18 protein-coding genes and 1 pseudogene are annotated in these 17,407 nt (G+C 65.8%); 12 read left to right on the top strand and 7 right to left on the bottom strand.

Annotation, left to right across the window (positions count from 1 at the left end; genetic code table 11):
• The 3 genes from NP3_RS42365 to NP3_RS42355 all read left to right on the top strand — a co-directional run.
• On the top strand, positions 1–446 hold a 446-nt coding region (locus NP3_RS42365), incomplete at its 5' end, for an alpha/beta hydrolase (protein WP_157124915.1).
• A gap of 115 nt (positions 447–561) precedes the next feature.
• Positions 562–1,902: a glutamine synthetase family protein gene (locus tag NP3_RS42360; protein ID WP_063047333.1), complete on the top strand. Its 1,341-nt coding sequence runs from the start codon at positions 562–564 to the stop codon at positions 1,900–1,902.
• 89 nt (positions 1,903–1,991) lie between these two features.
• A complete protein-coding gene (locus NP3_RS42355; RefSeq protein WP_063047332.1) occupies positions 1,992–5,003 on the top strand; it encodes a bifunctional [glutamine synthetase] adenylyltransferase/[glutamine synthetase]-adenylyl-L-tyrosine phosphorylase in 3,012 nt (1,003 codons plus the stop codon).
• A 65-nt stretch (positions 5,004–5,068) separates the two neighbouring features.
• On the opposite strand, the gene NP3_RS42350 is transcribed toward NP3_RS42355, so the two are convergent.
• A complete protein-coding gene (locus NP3_RS42350; RefSeq protein WP_040688440.1) occupies positions 5,069–5,401 on the bottom strand; it encodes a winged helix-turn-helix transcriptional regulator in 333 nt (110 codons plus the stop codon).
• A gap of 121 nt (positions 5,402–5,522) precedes the next feature.
• Between NP3_RS42350 and NP3_RS42345 the strand changes: the two genes are divergently transcribed.
• Together NP3_RS42345 and NP3_RS42340 are read left to right on the top strand one after the other, a co-directional pair.
• The gene (locus NP3_RS42345; protein WP_063047331.1) at positions 5,523–5,861 is read left to right on the top strand and encodes a YciI family protein; all 339 of its coding nucleotides are present in this window, start codon (positions 5,523–5,525) and stop codon (positions 5,859–5,861) included.
• Positions 5,861–6,502, top strand: coding sequence for a cysteine hydrolase family protein (locus NP3_RS42340; protein ID WP_063047330.1), 642 nt, complete (start codon positions 5,861–5,863; stop codon positions 6,500–6,502). Before NP3_RS42345 ends, NP3_RS42340 begins: the two co-directional genes overlap by 1 nt.
• On the opposite strand, the gene NP3_RS42335 is transcribed toward NP3_RS42340, so the two are convergent.
• Positions 6,456–6,797, bottom strand: a complete 342-nt coding sequence (locus NP3_RS42335) for an HPr family phosphocarrier protein (protein ID WP_063047329.1) — start codon at positions 6,795–6,797, stop codon at positions 6,456–6,458. The two genes, NP3_RS42340 and NP3_RS42335, sit on opposite strands and share 47 nt — an antisense overlap.
• Before the next feature lie 107 nt (positions 6,798–6,904).
• Here NP3_RS42335 and NP3_RS42330 point away from each other — a divergent pair, with 107 nt between their 5' ends.
• Positions 6,905–7,849 (top strand): endonuclease/exonuclease/phosphatase family protein, encoded by a 945-nt coding sequence (locus tag NP3_RS42330; protein WP_063047328.1) that lies wholly within the window; start codon positions 6,905–6,907, stop codon positions 7,847–7,849.
• 139 nt (positions 7,850–7,988) lie between these two features.
• Positions 7,989–9,431 (top strand): neutral zinc metallopeptidase, encoded by a 1,443-nt coding sequence (locus tag NP3_RS42325; RefSeq protein WP_063047327.1) that lies wholly within the window; start codon positions 7,989–7,991, stop codon positions 9,429–9,431.
• 4 nt (positions 9,432–9,435) lie between these two features.
• Here NP3_RS42325 and NP3_RS42320 read toward each other — a convergent pair whose 3' ends face one another.
• From NP3_RS42320 to NP3_RS42310, 3 genes are read right to left on the bottom strand one after another with little or no spacing between them, the layout of a single operon-like run.
• Positions 9,436–10,302, bottom strand: coding sequence for an alpha/beta hydrolase (locus tag NP3_RS42320; RefSeq protein WP_063047326.1), 867 nt, complete (start codon positions 10,300–10,302; stop codon positions 9,436–9,438).
• Positions 10,299–11,708 (bottom strand): M20 family peptidase, encoded by a 1,410-nt coding sequence (locus NP3_RS42315; RefSeq protein WP_063047325.1) that lies wholly within the window; start codon positions 11,706–11,708, stop codon positions 10,299–10,301. Before NP3_RS42315 ends, NP3_RS42320 begins: the two co-directional genes overlap by 4 nt.
• A complete protein-coding gene (locus NP3_RS42310; RefSeq protein ID WP_245721349.1) occupies positions 11,705–13,354 on the bottom strand; it encodes a CocE/NonD family hydrolase in 1,650 nt (549 codons plus the stop codon). The genes NP3_RS42315 and NP3_RS42310 overlap by 4 nt, the downstream gene beginning before the upstream one ends.
• A gap of 121 nt (positions 13,355–13,475) precedes the next feature.
• Here NP3_RS42310 and NP3_RS51710 point away from each other — a divergent pair.
• The 5 genes and pseudogenes from NP3_RS51710 to NP3_RS42295 all read left to right on the top strand — a co-directional run.
• Positions 13,476–13,589: pseudogene (locus tag NP3_RS51710) on the top strand (helix-turn-helix domain-containing protein); the annotation flags it as partial.
• Between the two features lie 36 nt (positions 13,590–13,625).
• The gene (locus tag NP3_RS50085) at positions 13,626–14,099 is read left to right on the top strand and encodes a hypothetical protein (RefSeq protein WP_245721348.1); all 474 of its coding nucleotides are present in this window, start codon (positions 13,626–13,628) and stop codon (positions 14,097–14,099) included.
• Positions 14,100–14,909 carry an RNA-guided endonuclease InsQ/TnpB family protein gene (locus NP3_RS50080; RefSeq protein ID WP_218025048.1) on the top strand — a complete coding sequence of 270 codons (810 nt, stop codon included), beginning with the start codon at positions 14,100–14,102 and terminating at the stop codon, positions 14,907–14,909. It abuts the gene before it with no gap.
• On the top strand, positions 14,906–15,343 hold the full coding sequence (locus tag NP3_RS42300) for a TY-Chap domain-containing protein (RefSeq protein ID WP_063047324.1): 438 nt from the start codon (positions 14,906–14,908) through the stop codon (positions 15,341–15,343). Before NP3_RS50080 ends, NP3_RS42300 begins: the two co-directional genes overlap by 4 nt.
• Positions 15,344–15,385: 42 nt before the next feature.
• Positions 15,386–16,129 (top strand): DUF4191 domain-containing protein, encoded by a 744-nt coding sequence (locus tag NP3_RS42295; protein WP_063047323.1) that lies wholly within the window; start codon positions 15,386–15,388, stop codon positions 16,127–16,129.
• Positions 16,130–16,177: 48 nt separating this feature from the next.
• Here NP3_RS42295 and NP3_RS42290 read toward each other — a convergent pair whose 3' ends face one another.
• On the bottom strand, positions 16,178–16,567 hold the full coding sequence (locus NP3_RS42290; protein WP_245721347.1) for a YrdB family protein: 390 nt from the start codon (positions 16,565–16,567) through the stop codon (positions 16,178–16,180).
• A gap of 37 nt (positions 16,568–16,604) precedes the next feature.
• Positions 16,605–17,135, bottom strand: a complete 531-nt coding sequence (locus NP3_RS42285) for an RDD family protein (RefSeq protein ID WP_063047321.1) — start codon at positions 17,133–17,135, stop codon at positions 16,605–16,607.
• Between the last annotated feature and the right edge of the window lie 272 nt (positions 17,136–17,407).

Here is a 17,407-nt window from a genome sequence, read left to right as displayed (position 1 = left end):
GCCGCCGCGACGACGGCAACTACGACAACACCCAGGAGGCCTTCAACGCCATCCGCTGCGTCGACGATCCGCCGATCAACGATCGTGCGGTGGCGGGTCGACAGGACACCGAATACCGCAAGGCGGCGCCGTTCCTGGACGACGGCCGCGGCACCGGGACCGCACCGCTGGAACTGTGCGCCGTCTGGCCGGTGCCGAACACCAGCACACCGCACAAGGTTTCGGCGCCGGGTCTGCCGAAGACGGTGGTGGTGTCGACCACCGAGGATCCCGCGACGCCGTATCAAGCCGGTGTCGATCTGGCCAACCAGTTGGGAGCCGCACTGATCACCTACAAGGGCACCCGGCACACCGCGGCACTGGTCGCGGGTGACCAGTGCCTTGACGACGCGGTGATCTCCTACCTCACCGATCTGAAGGTCCCAGAGGCCGGTCTGACCTGCTGACTCCCAGCTCACACCGTGATCTTGCACCCCGTGCGATTCATTCCGAATGATGGGATTGCAATCCCTAAGCGTGTATGTAACACGGATTTAACGCCAGGTGCTTACGCTCGGCGACATGGATCGCCAGAAGGAATTCGTGCTGCGGACGCTCGAAGAGCGGGATATCCGCTTCGTGCGTCTCTGGTTCACCGATGTGCTGGGCTATCTGAAGTCCGTTGCCATCGCTCCGGCGGAGCTCGAGGGCGCCTTCGAAGAGGGCATCGGCTTCGACGGCTCGGCCATCGAGGGCTTCGCCCGGGTGTCGGAGGCCGATATGGTCGCGCGGCCGGATCCCTCGACCTTCCAGGTGCTGCCGTGGTCGACGAGTAAGGGCCACCAGCACTCCGCGCGCATGTTCTGCGATATCACCATGCCCGACGGTTCGCCGTCCTGGGCCGACCCGCGCCATGTGCTGCGGCGTCAGCTCAACAAGGCCGGTGACGTCGGGTTCAGCTGCTATGTGCACCCGGAGATCGAATTCTTCCTGCTGGAGAACGGCCCGCAGGACGGCTCCATGCCGACCCCGGCCGATTCCGGCGGCTTCTTCGATCAAGCCGTGCACGATTCCGCACCCAACTTCCGTCGCCACGCCATCGACGCGCTGGAGTCGATGGGCATCTCGGTGGAGTTCAGCCATCATGAGGGCGCCCCGGGGCAGCAGGAGATCGACCTGCGCTACGCCGACGCGCTGTCCATGGCCGACAACGTGATGACCTTCCGCTACCTGATCAAGGAAGTGGCCATCGACGAGGGCGTGCGCGCGACCTTCATGCCCAAGCCGTTCGCCCAGTACCCGGGCTCGGCCATGCACACCCACATGAGCCTGTTCGAGGGGGAGGCCAACGCCTTCCACGATGCGGACGACCCGAACAACCTGTCGGGGACCGCGCGCGCGTTCATCGCGGGCATCCTGGAGCACGCCCCGGAGATCAGCGCGATCACCAATCAATGGGTGAACTCCTACAAGCGGCTCATCCACGGCGGCGAGGCGCCGACGGCGGCCTCGTGGGGCCGGTCCAACCGCTCCGCGCTGGTGCGGGTGCCGATGTACACCCCGAACAAGTCCTCCTCGCGCCGTGTCGAGATCCGCAGTCCAGATTCGGCCTGCAACCCCTACCTGACCTTCGCCGTGCTGCTTGCTGCCGGTCTGCGTGGCATCGAGAAGGGTTACACGCTGCCGCCGGAGGCGGAGGACGACGTGTGGTCGCTGACCGCCGCCGAGCGGCGCGCCATGGGCTTCCGTGAGCTGCCTGGCACGCTCGACGAGGCGCTGCAGGCGATGGAGCGCTCGGAGCTGGTCGCCGAGACGCTCGGCGAGCACGTTTTCGACTTCTTCCTGCGCAACAAGCGCCGGGAATGGGCGGACTACCGCAGCCAGGTGACACCGTACGAGCTGAAGGAGTACCTCGGCCTCTAGCCGGTTAAACCCGGCCCGGTCGGCTACGTTTGCGACTCTTTCCACCCCGGCCGGGTGGAAAGAGATGATCGGCCATCTAAGTTGGACTTATGGTCCGGCCGCCGTCTGCTCGTTCTGCTGTCCCCGGTGTCGGTCGGCTCGGCTTGCTCGAGCCGACCGCCGCCGCCTCGTTACGAGAGTTGGCTTGGGACAATATCGACTCCATTCCGGTGCTGTGGGCGCTGTCGCGCGCGCCCGATGCCGATCTCGCACTGCTGACGCTGACGCGGTTGCAGGCGGCGCTCGGCGAGGACTGGTCCGAACTCGATTCGACGCTGCGGATCGATACCGCCTTGCGCGGCAGGCTTTTCGCGCTCATCGGATCGTCGAGCGCATTCGCTGATCATCTGGTCGCAGACCCTCCCGCATGGCGAATTCTGCTGCGCGACAAGTTACCCGCGCGCGAGGAGTTGATCGCCGACCTGCTGGACGCGGTACAGGCCGTACCGGCCGAGAGTCCGCACGCGGATGCGGTGCTGTACCGGGCCGAGCTATCCGGTCCTGAGGCAATTGCGCTGCTGCGCAAGCGATATCGCGATCAGCTGATGCTCTTGGCCGCGCTGGACCTGGCTGCCACCGTGGAGAACGAGCCGGTGCTGCCATATCAGGTGGTCGGCCGCCATCTCACCGATCTCGCCGATGCCGCACTGACCGCGGCGCTCGCGGTGGCGGTGGCACGGGTCTGTAAGGACGCCCCGGTGCCGGTGCGGCTGGCCGTGGTCGCCATGGGCAAGAGCGGTGCCTGCGAACTCAACTACGTCAGCGATGTCGATGTCGTCTTCGTCGCCGAACCGGCCGATGCCACAGCCACCCGGATGGCCGCCGAGATGATGAGCGTGGGCAGCGCCGCCTTCTTCGAGGTCGATGCGGCGCTGCGGCCCGAAGGCAAGGCGGGCGCGCTGGTGCGCACCCTGGACTCGCATATCGCCTACTACAAGCGCTGGGCCAGGACCTGGGAGTTCCAGGCACTGCTCAAGGCGCGGCCGATGACCGGCGATCTGGCGCTGGGGGAGCAGTACCGCGACGCACTGATGCCGATGGTGTGGACCGCTTCCGAGCGCCCCGACTTCGTCGCCGATGTGCAGGCGATGCGGCGCCGGGTGGAGGATCTGGTGCCCGCCGATCTGCGCGAGCGCGAACTCAAACTCGGCCACGGCAGCCTGCGCGATGTCGAATTCGCCGTCCAGCTACTGCAATTGGTACACGGACGGGTGGACGAGACCCTGCATGTGCAGGACACCATCGAGGCGTTGACGGCGTTGGCGGCGGGCGGCTATGTCGGCCGCGACGATGCCGCGAATCTCACCGCCTCCTATGAATTCCTGCGCCTGCTCGAACACCGGCTGCAGTTGCAGCGGCTCAAGCGCACCCACACTCTGCCCGCCGCCGATGACGAGGAGGGCATGCGCTGGCTGGCGCGCGCGGCCCATATCCGTCCGGACGGACGGCAGGACGCGGTCGGCGTGCTGAGCAATGAGATTCGCCGAAATGCGGTGCGGGTGCGGCGATTACACGCCAAACTCTTCTATCGGCCACTGCTCGAATCGGTGGTCAAGATGGATCCCGACGCGCTGCGCCTGAGCCCGGACGCGGCGATCCGTCAGTTGGCGGCGCTCGGCTATGCGGCCCCGGAAAACGCACTGGGACATCTGAAAGCGTTGACCGGCGGGGTATCGCGCAAGGGCCGGATTCAGGCGCTGCTCTTGCCGACCCTGCTCGAATGGCTCGGGGACACGCCGAATCCCGATGCCGGACTGCTCGCCTACCGGCGGGTCTCGGAGGGTCTGGACGATCAGATCTGGTTCCTGCGCGAATTGCGCGACGAGGGCGCGATCGCACAGCGGTTGATGATCGTGCTCGGCTCCTCGGAATATCTGCCGGATCTGCTGATCAACGCACCGGACACGATCCGGATGTATGCCGACGGTCCGGGCGGGCCGCTGTTGCTCAGCCCGCAGCCGGAAGACGTCGCGCGCGGCATCCTTACCGCGGCGGCGCGCTACGACGATCCGAAACGTGCTGTGGCCGCGGCTCGTTCACTGCGCCGACACGAATTGGCGCGGGTGGCCTCGGCCGATCTGCTCGGCATGCTCGACGTGCCGCAGGTGTGCCGGGCGCTGTCCTCGGTGTGGGTCGCGGTGCTGGAAGCCGCACTGCGCGCGGTGATCCGGGCCAGCGAGGTCGAACTCGGGGCACCGGCACCGGCCGATTTCGCGGTGATCGGCATGGGTCGGCTGGGCGGCCTGGAACTCGGTTACGGCTCCGATGCCGATGTGCTCTTCGTCTGCGACCCACGTCCCGGCGAGGACGAGACCAAGGCCGTGAAATGGGCGATCGGCATTGCGGAGAAGGTGCAGCGGTTGCTCGGTGCGCCGAGTACCGATCCGCCGCTGCAGGTCGACGCCGGACTGCGCCCGGAGGGGCGCAACGGCGCGCTGGTGCGCACGCTGGCCGCCTATGCCGCCTACTACGAGCAGTGGGCGCAGCCGTGGGAGGTACAGGCCCTGCTGCGCGCGCATCAGGTGGCCGGGGATCAGGACCTCGGTGTCCGGTTCCTGCACATCATCGACAAGGTGCGCTATCCCGAGGGCGGGGTGTCGGCGGAGGCGGTGCGCGAGATCCGCAGGATCAAGGCCAGGGTGGATGCCGAACGCCTGCCGCGCGGTGCGAATCCGGCGACCCACACCAAACTCGGACGCGGTGGTCTCGCCGATATCGAATGGACCGTCCAGCTGATGCAGCTGCGCTACGCCGACGATGTGCGCGCACTGCACAACACCTCGACCCTGGAATCCCTCGATGTCATCGAGCAAACCAAATTGCTTGCGATCGAAGATGTTTCGCTCCTGCGCGAAGCCTGGATCACGGCGACCAGAGCGCGCAACGCACTGGTGCTCGTCCGCGGCAAGCCAGCTGATCAACTACCCGGCCCGGGCCGTCTACTATCGGCCGTCGCGCGGGTCGCCGGGTGGCCCAACGATGATGGCAGCGAGTTCCTGGACAACTACATGCGCATTACTCGCCGTGCCAAAGCCGTGGTGGAGCGTGTCTTCGGCGGTTGACCCGCGCCGACGGTAGTCGAAAGGTGGTTCTCAGCGGGCACGGCGGCCGCAATTCGACTTTTCGCTCAGGGCAGGGGGATGCCAGCGCGGTCGGCGCGTTTCTGTCCCCATTCGTAGAGGGCGGTGAGTACCGGGACCAGGCTCCAGCCTTCCTCGGTCAGGTCGTATTCGACCTGGGGCGGCACGGTGTCGAAAGTAGTACGGCGGATCAGGCCGTCGGACTCCAGGTCGCGCAGTTGCTGGACGAGCATTTTCTCGCTGGTGCTCGGCATCAGGCGCCGCAATTCGCCGTAGCGGCGCACGCCCTCCTTGAGGTGGGCCAGGATGACCGGCTTCCATTTGCCGTCGATGAGATCGACGGTCACCTCCACCGCGCAGTAATAGCGCTTCTCCGGCATTGCTCGCCTCCCGGTACTCACCAAAAAGTGCGTTCTTGTAACACTGTAATCATCGGGCTTACATGGAACTCGCACTGCGGCGCGGCCGCACCACATTCTGCAGACATGGAGTTCGATTCCCGTGAAAGTCATCGTTTTCGACAGCTTCAAGCCCGGCGTGACGATGGAGACCATCACCCCTTATCTTCCCGAGGAGGTCGCCAATGTGTGGCGGCTGTGGAAGGCGGGCATCGTGCGCGAGAACTATGCGCGCGCAGATGAGCCCGGCGTGGTGATCGTATTCGAGGTGGACAGCGTCGAAGAGGCCAAGCGTTATGTCGCCGATTTCCCGCTGACCAAGGCCGGTCACCTGGAATGGACCTACGTTCCGGTGCAGGCCCCGTTGCCGCTGGAGGCGCTGATGGATCCCTCCGTCGACGTCGCCGAGCCTTACGACCGGACGAAGGTGGTGTCGGCCTGATGCAATACGCCTACGGTCTGAGTATTCCGCAGACCCTCGCGGATGCCTGCGACCCGACCAGGATGGCGCTGATCGTCTACGACATGCAGGTCGGCATCGTGCGGCAGCTGCCGGACGGTGACAAGATCGTCCAGACCTGTGTGCAGCTGCGGGATGCGGCGCGGGAGAACGGTTTTCGCGTCTTCTACACCCGGCATATGTCGCTGCCGGCCGCGGCGGCCGGTGTCGCGCAACTGCGGACGGCCATGGAGTGGCAGCGGGTCGACAACCCGAACGAGGTGAATTCCAGCTTCCCGCAGGGTTCGCCCCAGTATCAGCTCGTCCCCGAGCTGGCGCCCGGTCCGAACGAGGTGGTCATCGATAAGATCACCATGTCGGCCTTCGCGGCGACACCGCTCGATATCGCTTTGCGCGACTTGGGTATCGACACCTTCGCCATTGCGGGCATCGCTCTGGAGGTCGGCATCGAACCCACCGTCCGGCACAGCCTGGACCTGGGCTATCTCCCGATTCTGGTGACCGATGCCTGCGGCGCGGGCCATCCGGATGCGGCCGAACGTTCCTTGGCCACACTGGCTTTCGCCGGTGGTTCGCTCACCACGGACGCCGCGACGCTCGTCGAGCAGATGCACCGCCACTGAGCGGAAGCCGCGCCGGGCCGACCTCGGTCAGCAGCTGGAAGCGGCGCACGAATTCCCGCAGCGCGATGCGGTCCTCATCGTCGGGCGGGCGGTACCCCCGCTCGGCGGTGACCGATACCGTGCTGCCCGCGCGCACCCGCAACTCGTCCCAACACGACGGCAGCACCGGTGTCAGCACGGTGTGCCCATTGCAGGTCACCGTGATCCGCGAGGTGAACCGTCCCGCGGTGTCGGCAAGATCTTCGGCCGCGTCCGCGGTGAGCGCACCCGTCGCCGTGAACTCCTCGACATACATCGCGACCACCTCACTCTCTGCTGGTCAGTGTAGGAGGCCGTGGCATCCCCACGGGATCTCCACAATCGCCGCACCTCGTCTCCATGGCCTCCCATTAGGGTCGGTGCATGCGTAAATGGGTGGACCGGGTGGTGCTCGGGCTGGGGTGGTGCGCCTTGGCGGCGGGAGTTCTGGGGATCGTGCTGCATTTCGGGACGTGGCGGCGGCAGGCTTGGGTGCTGTTGGCGTCGGGTGCGTCGTACTTGATGCTCGGCGCGGTGTTGGGGTTGCTGTTGTTTCTGATAGCGCGGGGGTGGAAGAGTGCGTCGGTCGCCGGGGTGATCGTCGCATCGGTGTTGTGGATGCAGGTGCCGATGTTCGTTCCGGAGGGCCGGGCGGCGAGCGGGCCGGAAGTTTCGGTCATGCAGTCGAATCTGTTGTTCGGGGAGGCCGATGCGTCAGCGGTGGTTCGGGCGGTGCGGGAGAACCGGGTCGAGGTGCTCACCGTCGACGAGCTGACACCAGAGGTCGCGCAGCGACTCGCGGCGGCCGGAATCGAAGAGTTGCTGCCACATCAGTTCCTACAGCCCCGTGGGGGCGGCAACGGCACCGGGATCTACAGCCGATATCCGTTGCGGGACACCAAGAAATACGACGGATTCTGGATGAACAATCTGTCCGCCACCATGGAGCATCCACAGCGCGGTCCGGTCGCGGTGTTCGCATTCCATCCGGTGCCGCCCTCGGTCGACTTCCCGGCGTGGAGTTCGGAACTGAACAGGATTCGCGAAATACTCGACGCGCAACAGGGTCCCGCGATCGTCGGCGCGGATTTCAATGCCACCCGTGATCATTCGGCATTCCGTGATCTGCTGCGCGGCCGGTTCGTCGCGGCGGCGGATCAGGCAGGTGCCGGGCCGCTGCTCACCTATCCGGCGGATCGCCGGTGGGGTCCGGTGATCGGCATCGACCACATTCTGGTCGCCGATGGCACGGCGGCCGACGTCCGCTCGCTCACCATTCCCGGATCCGATCATCGCGCGATACTGGCACAGGTGCGGTTGAACGCCTGACGGAGCGAATGCGCTCGGACGTATACGCGCGCAGGGGTTTCTGCGATTACCATGTGATCGCTCGACGGGCAGGCGTATGACCCATCGGGTCGGGGTCCGCCGAGGACGGACCCCAGTGAGTTCGGGGAGGAAAGACCTGATGAGGACTAGACGGCTGCGGTTCGGGGTGGTCGCGGTATTGCTGTTGGTCGACGCGGCGCTGGTCGGCTGCGACAGCAAGACGGGACAGCCGGGGGCGAGCGCGGTGACCGCGGACAATCCGTGGGAGCTGACCGGCGCGGTTTCCAATAACGGTCCGAGTGGCCCGCGCAAGGGGGTCCCGGACGCACCGCTCACCGCGGAGAACGGCGACGGCGGCGCGGTCGACAAACTCGCCCTCAACACCATCGCCGACCTGGAAGATTTCTGGAAGACCGAGTACGGCAAGAACTTTCCCGGCACCTTCAAGCCGGTGAGCCGCTACATCTCCTGGGATGCCAAGGCGTCCAAGGAGCAGGCGATCACCTTCTGCAAGTCCAGCACCTATCACCTGGTCAACGCCGCCTACTGCAGCGTGGACCACACCATCGGCTGGGATCGCGGTGTGCTGCTGCCGCTGCTGCAGGAGAAGTACAGCGATATGGCGATCGTGATGGTGCTCGCGCACGAATACGGTCACTCCATCCAGGGGCAGGCCAAGATCGCCGGATTCTTCACCGGGACACTGGTGAAGGAGCAGCAGGCCGACTGTCTGGCCGGTGTGTTCCTGCGCCATGTGGCGGAAGGGAATTCGGCGCATTTCACGCTGAATATGACCGACGGTCTCAACGCGGTCCTCGGCGCCACCATTGCCGTGCGCGATTCCGATCCGGATAACCCGAAGAATGTGCACGGCTCCGCCTTCGAGCGGGTGACCGCGGTGCAGATCGGCTACACCGACGGCGCCCAGGGCTGCAAGAAGATCAACAAGAAGGAGATCGAGCAGCGCAGGGGCACCCTGCCGACGACATATGAGGACGGCGAGCAGGACGCCCAGCTTCCGGTCGACGTGGCATCGCTGACCAGCCTGAGCCAGGCGCTGGCGAAGATCTTCCCGCTGCAGCGGGCGCCGCAGTACGACTACAACGGGATCATCAAGAACTGCTCGAAAGTAACTGCTACCGAGCCGGTCTCGTACTGCCCGAGTTCGAACAGGATCGGCACCGATGTGCCCGAACTCGCCAAACGCGGCGGGGCGATGAAGGGCGACGACGAACCGCTCTCGGCGGTGGTGGACGGTGATTACAACGCCTTCGCCGTGTTCATCTCCCGCTATGTCCTTGCGGTGCAACAGGAACGCAAGCTCTCGGTCACCGGAGCCGAGACCGCCGGGTTGCGCACCGCATGCCTCACCGGAGTCGTGACGACCAAGCTGAGCGAGCCGGGCAGCGATCCGCGGCTGTCGGCGAACGATCTCGACGAGGCGGTCTCCGGACTGCTCGCCGACGGTCTGGTCGCCAGCGATGTGGACGGCAAGGTGGTGGCGAGCGGCTTCCAGCGGTTGGAGGCTTTCCGCACCGGAGTCCTCGACGGCGAGCAGACCTGCCTGACGAACTACCGCTAGCGGCTCACTCGTCCGCTACGTGGGCCCGCAGCCACTCCAGGACATCGGCGAGCACCTTGTCCTGTTCGGGCTCATTGAAGACCTCGTGGTAGAGGCCCTCGTAGCGGATCACCGTCAGGTCCTTCGAGCCCGCGCCCCGCTCGATCAGATCGGTGCTCGACGGTGCCGCGATGGCGTCGGCGGTGCCGTGCAAAACCAGCAGCGGCACGGTGAGCTTGTCCAGACGGCTCTTGACGAACTCGGTGGCATCGAGCATCTCCATACCGGTTCGGGCCGGGAGCTTGCCACGGAAGACCAGGGGATCGTTGTCGTAGGCGCGAACCACCTCGGGATCGCGGCTGATCATCGACGAATCCAGTTTCAGCACACCGAGATTCGGCGCGAACCGGGACAGCAGCGGACCGACCAGACGCTGCAGCGGATTGCCGACCGCGATATCCAGCGGCGGTGCCGACAATACGATGCCGTCGACGTCGATCGGCGCCCGGACCGCCAGATACAACGTGATCAGGCTGCCCATCGAATGCGCGAGCAGGAACCGCGGCACATCCGGATGTTCGCGGCTCGCGATCTTCAGCATCTCCGCGACATTGTCGGCCGAGCCCGCCATCGAACCGATATTCGCGTTGTTGCCCGCCGACTTGCCGTGGCCGAGATGGTCGAGCGCGTAGACCGCGAAGCCGTTGTCCGCCAATCGCTTTCCGACATGGGCGTAGCGTCCGGAGTGTTCGGCGACGCCGTGCACGAGCACGATCACCGCATCCGCGGTGGTATCGGGAAGCCATGCGCGCCAAGCGATTCGGCTGCCGATGCCGTCGAATTCGCCCTCGGTGACCGGTGTCGGCTTGTCGGCCTTTGGATCGGTTGTCATGCATCGGCTCCTTGGGTACGTGGTGGCGCCGCGAGCTGATCGATCAGCCGCCGGTTGAACTCGATGAGCCGAGCGTAGTTCACCAGGGAGATGCGCTCGTCGGTTCCATGGATCGTTTCCACATCCGCCTTGGTCAGCAGGATGGGGGCGAAGTTGCAGCGGGTCGCGGCGAGGTCGTCGTAGTGCCGGGAATCGGTCGCGCCGGGGACGATGCCGGTGGTCACCGCGATGCCCGGGACGACGGACTCGGCCAGGCCCGCGATCATGTCGAATGCCGGGCCGGGCGGATTGCCGGGGGAGGGCTCCGAGGTCATGCCGACGAGTTCGATCCGCACGTCCGCGTCGCGCACCACCTTGCGGCAGTGTGCGAGCACCGATTCGACCGAATCGCCGGGCAGGATGCGGAAATTCACCAGGGCCTCGGCCTGCTGTGGCAGCACATTGGGTTTGACGCCGCCGCGGATGACCGTCGGCGCGGTCGTCGTGCGCACCATCGCCTCGGTCTGCGGACGGGCCGCGAGTATCCGGATGATCACCGGAGAGGCCAGTCCGGCGAAGCGGAGCAGGCGGCGGCGATATTCGGGCATGACGTGGCGCAGTCTGGTGACCATGTCGGACACCACCGGCGTCAATCGCAACGGCATCGGATGGTCCTGGATTCGGCCGACCGCGCGGGCGATCTGTCCGACCGCGGTCTGTCTGCCGGGCATGGACGAATGTCCGCCCACCGCCGATACCGAAAGGCGAACGGTCGCATAGCCTTTCTCGCCCACCATGATCGAGGCCACCGGCCGGTCTATGCCGTCGGCGATATCGTCGAGAATGACGCCGCCCTCGTCGAGCAGCAGATCCGCGTGCACACCGGATTCGCGCAGCCGTTGCGCCATGCGCACCGCGCCGTCATCGCCGAACACCTCCTCGTCGTGCCCGAAGGCCAGATAGATGGTGTGCCGCGGGCGAACTCCCGCGGCGAGTGCGGATTCGACCGCCTCCAGAATCGCGATCAACCGGCTCTTGTCGTCGATTGCCCCACGGCCCCAGATGAATTCGTCATCCACCACGCCCGCGAACGGCGGATGCGTCCACCGCCCCAGATCATCGACCGGCACCACATCCTGATGGGCGAGCAGAATCGCCGACACCCGATCCGGTTCGACGCCCGGCCAGCGATACAGCCTGCTGTGCCCGAACCGCTCCAATTCCAGTTCGGCGTGGACCAGTGGGAACGACTGTTCCAGGTGCGCGCCCAGCCGGACGAATGCTGCGTCGCTGGGTTCTGTGGGCTCCGCGGTATCCGATGGCTCGTAGGAAACCGTCGCGCAGCGCAAGGCCTGCGCGAGGCGATCGGCGACGTGCGTATCGACGACAACCGGCGTGGTGTGGGTCTTCGCGGCGTTACCTGTCATCGAGGGCCGGTCTCATTCGGCAAGTTCATGGGCACCACTGCATTCAACACCTCGGGCCCGAGTGCGCGGACCTTCTGGTCGCGCCACTTCGCCCAGGCCTCGCTGGTGCCGCCGGTGAGGTCGGGTGTACGCGGGGTACTGAGCAGGGGCAGGTCCAGGCGCGCCGAGGCGACGGTGACCTGCGCATTTGCGGCGGTGTGGGACCACACATCGTCGACGACATCGGTGATCCGCACGCCGAGGCGGTGCCCGGCAATGATCGGCCAGTCCTGCGCCAACAGTCTGATCTCGGCGGTATCGGCGACCGGAGCGATGCCGCGGGTAATGATGGTGCCGCGGCCGTCGGGGGCGATATCGAACAGTTCGACCGCGACCGTCGCGGTCGGCGGACCGGACAGTCGCAGCGTTGCCGTCGGAATTCCGGAGATGTGCTGGGTCGTACCCAGCGGCTCGGAAATGGACCAGATCTCGCGATCGGGTCCGGGCAGCAGGCCGCGATCGGTATAGGTGCCGGTGCGCAGATCGATCGGAATGCGTCGCGAATCGACGGGCGGCCATGCGGTTTCGGAGCGCCAACCGCCGTCGAATTGGCCGACCGTCACCCGCGGGCCGGGCACCTCGATATCGCGGTCGGCGACATGCTTGTCGAAGAAGGCGAGTAGTTGGGTATCGAAATCCGGTGCACCGCATTTGCTGTCGCAATCGCTGTGGCCCCATTGGCCGAACCAAGCGCGATGATCGCCGGGACCGAGCGCATTCCAGACGTCGAAGATGCGATACGCCCGGGTGTTGTAATCGAGAAAGCCCTGGCCGACGAACAGCGGAATGGTATTGCCGCGCAACTCTTCCACGAGATCGCGTTCACGCCAGAAAGGGGTGGTTGCGTCATGGTCGGTGGTGTTCGCCGCGAATTGCTCATAGCAACCGGCCGATATGTTGACGGCATTGGACTGGTACTCGGGGGAGTCGTCGGGTCGGCCCGGTGTCGAGGCGATGAGCAGGTGTTCGAAACCCGTCATTTCGGCCGGGCGAATGCCGCTCTCGGTGACCGGCTTACCGGAGAACTTCCACGCGACGCCCTGCATGTACATGTACGCGTACGGGTCGACATCCGGTCCGAACGCCGCGACGGCGGCCAGACCGGCGGGTTTGGCGGCCAGCCCCATCATTCCGGTCCAGGCCTCGTAGGAGGTGCCGATCATGCCGACCCGACCGGTCGACCACGGCTGCCCCGCGGCCCACTCCACGGCGGTGGCCACATCCGAACGTTCACCCGACCCACCGAAATCCGGACAACCGGATGAGCCGCCGTAGCCGCGCAGATCCACGATGACGTAGGTATAGCCCGCATTCAGGAACATCGCGACGTGCAGGTCGTCGGTGGACGGTCCATCTTCGAGCCGCGGCACGCTCAGATAAGCGGTATGCGACCGATACGGGCTGACGGTCATCACCACCGGCGTGCGGGTATCCGCGGAAATGCCTTGCGGGCGCAGGATGTCGGCGTGCAGCCGGGTGCCGTCCGGCGCGGTGATGAAGCTCTGCGACCACTGGAACGGCACATCGACCGGGTCCGCCGCCGATACCGGCGCCAGTAATCCGAGCATCAACAAAACCCCGGCCACACCACGCAACAGCACAGTCACTCGAGAACTATCGACCGCTACTGGTCGATAGTCCAGCCCCAGGAACCGGGGGTGGACGATGGTTCGAGTTTTGGTGTTGTTTTTGTGTCGTGGGGTGATCATCGGCAGATGATGGGGGCCGGTGTTGTCGGTGCCTGCGGGTAGCGTGATCGGGGTGACGACGGTGTTGCGATCATACCGGTTCGCCTTGGATCCCACCGCTGGGCAGGTGGCGCAACTGCGGTCGCATTGCGGGGCACAGCGATTCGCCTACAACTGGGGTCTGGCGCGGGTGAAGGCCAACCTCGACCAGCGCCACGCGGAAACGACCTATGGACACTCGGGCGATGATCTGACCCCTCCCATGCCGTGGTCTGCCTACGCTCTGCGCAAGCAGTGGAACCAGATCAAGGACCAGATCGCGCCCTGGTGGGCGGAGAATTCGAAAGAAGCCTATTCTTCCGGCCTGGCCAACCTGGCTGCTGCGCTACAGAACTGGGCCGACGCACGCACTGGCAAGCGTCGCGGCCGTACGGTGGGTTTTCCGCGGTTCAAGGGCCGCCGCGCCGGATTGTCGTGCCGGTTCACCACCGGCGCGTTCGGCCTCACCGACGGCGACCGTCGGCATGTGAAGCTGCCGCGCATCGGTACCGTCCGCACTCACGAGTCGACCCGAAAACTGGCTCGTCACCTCGAGCGAGGCACCGCGCGTATCCGCTCGGCCACGGTCTCGCACCGGGCAGGGCGATGGTTCGTGTCGTTCTAGGTGGAGGTCGAAAAGGCCGTCAAGACTGCCCACCATCCGGAATCGACGATCGGCGTGGATCTGGGGGTGACATCGCTGGCTGTGCTGTCGACCGCGGACGTGATCGCCAACCCGAAACATCTCGAACGCGCCCTACGCACGCTGCGTCGCCTTCAACGTCGAGCCGCGCGGCAATGCGGCCCAGACAAGCGCGCCAGGGAAAAGCCATCGAACAGGTGGCGGAAGACGCATGCTCGGATCGTGCGGCTACATGCGCGAGTGGCAGCGGCTCGGCGCGACGGGCTGCACAAACTCACCACCGGCCTGGTCCGCGAGCACGGCACCGTCGTTATCGAGGACCTCAACGTGGCGGGCATGCTGGCCAATCGACGGCTGGCCCGACGGATCGCCGGGGTCGGCTGGGCCGAGTTGCGGCGGCAGATCGAATGCAAGTCCGGGTGGGCCGGTGGCCGGGTCGTGGTGGCCGATCGCTGGTTCCCGTCGAGCAAGACGTGTTCGGATTGTGGTGCGGTGAAAGCCAAGCTGCGCCTGTCCGAGCGGGTATTCAGCTGCGACCGGTGCGGTTTCGTGCTGGATCGCGATCTCAACGCCGCCCGGAATCTGGCAGCGTTGGCGTCCGCGGCGAGTTGCGTCGGGACGGAAAATACGCCCGCTGGAAACCCAGGTAAGACCCGCATCATGCGGGCAACGGGTACTGTCACGGGAAGACCCGCGCCGGTCGGGGCGGGCCAACTCTGTCGAGGCAACTCGGGCAGGTCAGGACATGGATTTACACATTTCCTGAACGGGAGTATGAGTGAGCCGGTGTGACCACAGATTGGGATCTATTCGTGCGGTCGCTGGCACAGTGCCTATCGGAACTACCTTCGCGGGCAACGCTGGTCATCGCCGCGCCCGGGAATCGATACGTCCAATTCGTGCAATACGACATAAAACTGTCCGTCGAACTGGCGGGCAATTCCTATCTCGCGCAGCCCATCTCACCGACCGCTGAACGCATGCTGCGTGAGCTCGGCTGGCGCGAACCCGTCGCACGGCGCGAGATCGACAATTGGACTCGCACCCTGCTCTGGCCACTGTCTTTGGACACCTTGCGCGCGCTCGCCCGCTCGGTCGCGGTCGGCCTGCGCGACGCGCTCGGTGTCGGCACGCCCGCTGAGTTGCGCGCCATGGGGTGGACCGAGACCTCGGGTGATCTGGATCTCACCGCATTGGGCGAGATCGCGCGTCGCGGCGTGAACTGACGCGGTGGGGGCACCCACCCGACGTGCCACTATTCTGTGAATATGGCAGTAGGCAAGGGCGGCACGCCGTCGAAGGAAGCGAAGGCCGCGGCTAAGGCGGCCCGCAAGCAGCAGTCGAAAGAACGCCGCCAGCAGCTCTGGCAGGCGTTCCAGATGCAGCGCAAGGAAGACAAGCTGCTGCTGCCTTTGATGATCGGCGCCGTCGTCGGCATCACGGTCGTTTTCCTGGTGGTCGGCCTGATCTTCGGGCTGCAGTGGTTCCTGTTGCCGCTCGGTCTGCTGCTCGGTGTGCTCGTCGCGTTCATCATCTTCGGTCGCCGGGTGCAGCGGAATGTCTACGCCAAGGCCGAGGGCCAGGCGGGTGCGGCGGCCTGGGTGCTGGAAAACCTGCAGGGCAAATGGCGGGTCAGCAATGGCATCGCCGCCACCACTCAGCTGGATGCGGTGCACCGGGTGATCGGTCTGCCGGGCGTCATCCTGATCGGCGAGGGTTCCCCGCAGCGGCTGAAGTCGCTACTGGCGCAGGAGAAGAAGCGCACCGCGCGACTCATCGGCGACACCCCGATCTACGACATCATCATCGGCAACGACGAGGGCCAGATCCCGCTGAAGGAACTGCAGAAGCACCTCACCAAGCTGCCCCGCAATATCGATGCCAAGCGCATGGACCTCATCGAGGGTCGCCTGGCCGCGCTGAGTTCGCGCAGCGGTCCGGCACTGCCCAAGGGCCCGATGCCCGCGGGCGCCAAGATGCGCGGGGTGCAGCGCACCATCCGTCGGCGCTGATCCGGTTACGAGGCCCGCATCCCCATGGGATGCGGGTCTTTCGCGTTTCTATGGAGTCGATCCGCTTCGCCCGATGCCGAGCAACCAGGTGATCCGGTCGTAGCCGACGGCGTGGTAGCCGACGAGCACCGCGGTGAAGACCAGGGCCCAGCGCGGCAACTCCGCGAGCCAGAATGCCGCCGCGCCACCGAACAGCACCACTATCTCGACCAGCAGCCGCACCTGGCCGTGCACCGCGACCGGAGCGCTTCCGCTGCGGCTCGGGTCGCCGGGCACCGCGAACGTCCCCCAAGCCGCGGCGGCGGCAAGCGGCAGCAGTACAACCAGCACATAGCGCCAGGGCGAATCGAACGCGCGCCAACCGCAGACCGCGAACGAGGAAATGGCGGCGAGTTCGAGGAACAGGCGGACCGCCAGCATGACCGGATTCAGAGACACCGCCGGAGCGTACTGTTCCGGCGGCCGCCCGGAGGCGCTAGCGCGAGCGTACGACCGCGGTGCCGGTGGCGCGGTCGTGCATGCCACGACCGTCGGCGTCGGTGAACAGCGCCGGAACCACGAAGACCAGCAGCACCTGGCGGGCCAACGCACGCACGAAGCCGACGGCCACCGGCGCATCGATGCGGATGACGCGCAGGCGCAGGAAGTACTGCCCCGGCGTGTACCCGAACAACGACACCGCGACGACGCCGATCACGAACCAGACGAGCAGGTTGGGTGTAGTGAGCGCACTCACAATCGCCTCGAAGTTCGACGGCCGCGGCTTCCCGGCCGGAATATCCATGCCAGCGATGATCTTGTCCGGGTTCGGTCGAACGATGATTGCGGTCACACCGAGCGAGATGAACCAGTCCACCACGAGCGCGACGATGCGCCGCATCATGCCGACCAGTGACCCGGCGCCCGAGCGCGGCAGACCCAGGTGCTGACCGGGGAACTCGGGGGTTGCCGGATCGCCCGGGTCGGCCGAAGGTCCGGAGAGCCAGGATCCGCTGATGCGTGCCATGGTCCCCAGAATAGGCCTCTACGACCGGTCGTAGGACATCGCATTAACCCAAGTGACCTCGGCGGGCGCTGGTAGAAATGACAGGATTACGATGCTGTTCGAGCCCGGGTGGCCATCAACACCCGGCCAGCCGCACGTGTAACACTGGCGAAACACAGCCTTGATTGCTGGGAAACATCGCGTCCATAGCGTCTGGACGCGACGAACCCATGCAATCGACACTGGCTGGGAACCGATCCGTAAGGAGAACAAGTGACGTTCAGCACGGCCGA

Source organism: Nocardia pseudovaccinii NBRC 100343 (assembly GCF_001613225.1).
Taxonomy (GTDB): Bacteria; Actinomycetota; Actinomycetes; order Mycobacteriales; family Mycobacteriaceae; genus Nocardia; species Nocardia pseudovaccinii.
Note: the sequence above shows the minus strand (reverse complement) of the source record. Positions and strands in the feature narration are given on the sequence as shown.

What these genes read in the sequence shown, in the direction of transcription:
- NP3_RS42360 (WP_063047333.1), top strand. Translation starts at nt 562, where the DNA reads ATGGATCGCCAGAAGGAATTCGTGCTGCGGACGCTCGAAGAGCGGGAT.
- NP3_RS42355 (WP_063047332.1), top strand. Translation starts at nt 1,992, where the DNA reads ATGGTCCGGCCGCCGTCTGCTCGTTCTGCTGTCCCCGGTGTCGGTCGG.
- NP3_RS42350 (WP_040688440.1), bottom strand. Translation starts at nt 5,401, where the DNA reads ATGCCGGAGAAGCGCTATTACTGCGCGGTGGAGGTGACCGTCGATCTC.
- NP3_RS42340 (WP_063047330.1), top strand. Translation starts at nt 5,861, where the DNA reads ATGCAATACGCCTACGGTCTGAGTATTCCGCAGACCCTCGCGGATGCC.
- NP3_RS42335 (WP_063047329.1), bottom strand. Translation starts at nt 6,797, where the DNA reads ATGTATGTCGAGGAGTTCACGGCGACGGGTGCGCTCACCGCGGACGCG.
- NP3_RS42330 (WP_063047328.1), top strand. Translation starts at nt 6,905, where the DNA reads ATGCGTAAATGGGTGGACCGGGTGGTGCTCGGGCTGGGGTGGTGCGCC.
- NP3_RS42325 (WP_063047327.1), top strand. Translation starts at nt 7,989, where the DNA reads ATGAGGACTAGACGGCTGCGGTTCGGGGTGGTCGCGGTATTGCTGTTG.
- NP3_RS42320 (WP_063047326.1), bottom strand. Translation starts at nt 10,302, where the DNA reads ATGACAACCGATCCAAAGGCCGACAAGCCGACACCGGTCACCGAGGGC.
- NP3_RS42315 (WP_063047325.1), bottom strand. Translation starts at nt 11,708, where the DNA reads ATGACAGGTAACGCCGCGAAGACCCACACCACGCCGGTTGTCGTCGAT.
- NP3_RS42295 (WP_063047323.1), top strand. Translation starts at nt 15,386, where the DNA reads ATGGCAGTAGGCAAGGGCGGCACGCCGTCGAAGGAAGCGAAGGCCGCG.
- NP3_RS42285 (WP_063047321.1), bottom strand. Translation starts at nt 17,135, where the DNA reads ATGGCACGCATCAGCGGATCCTGGCTCTCCGGACCTTCGGCCGACCCG.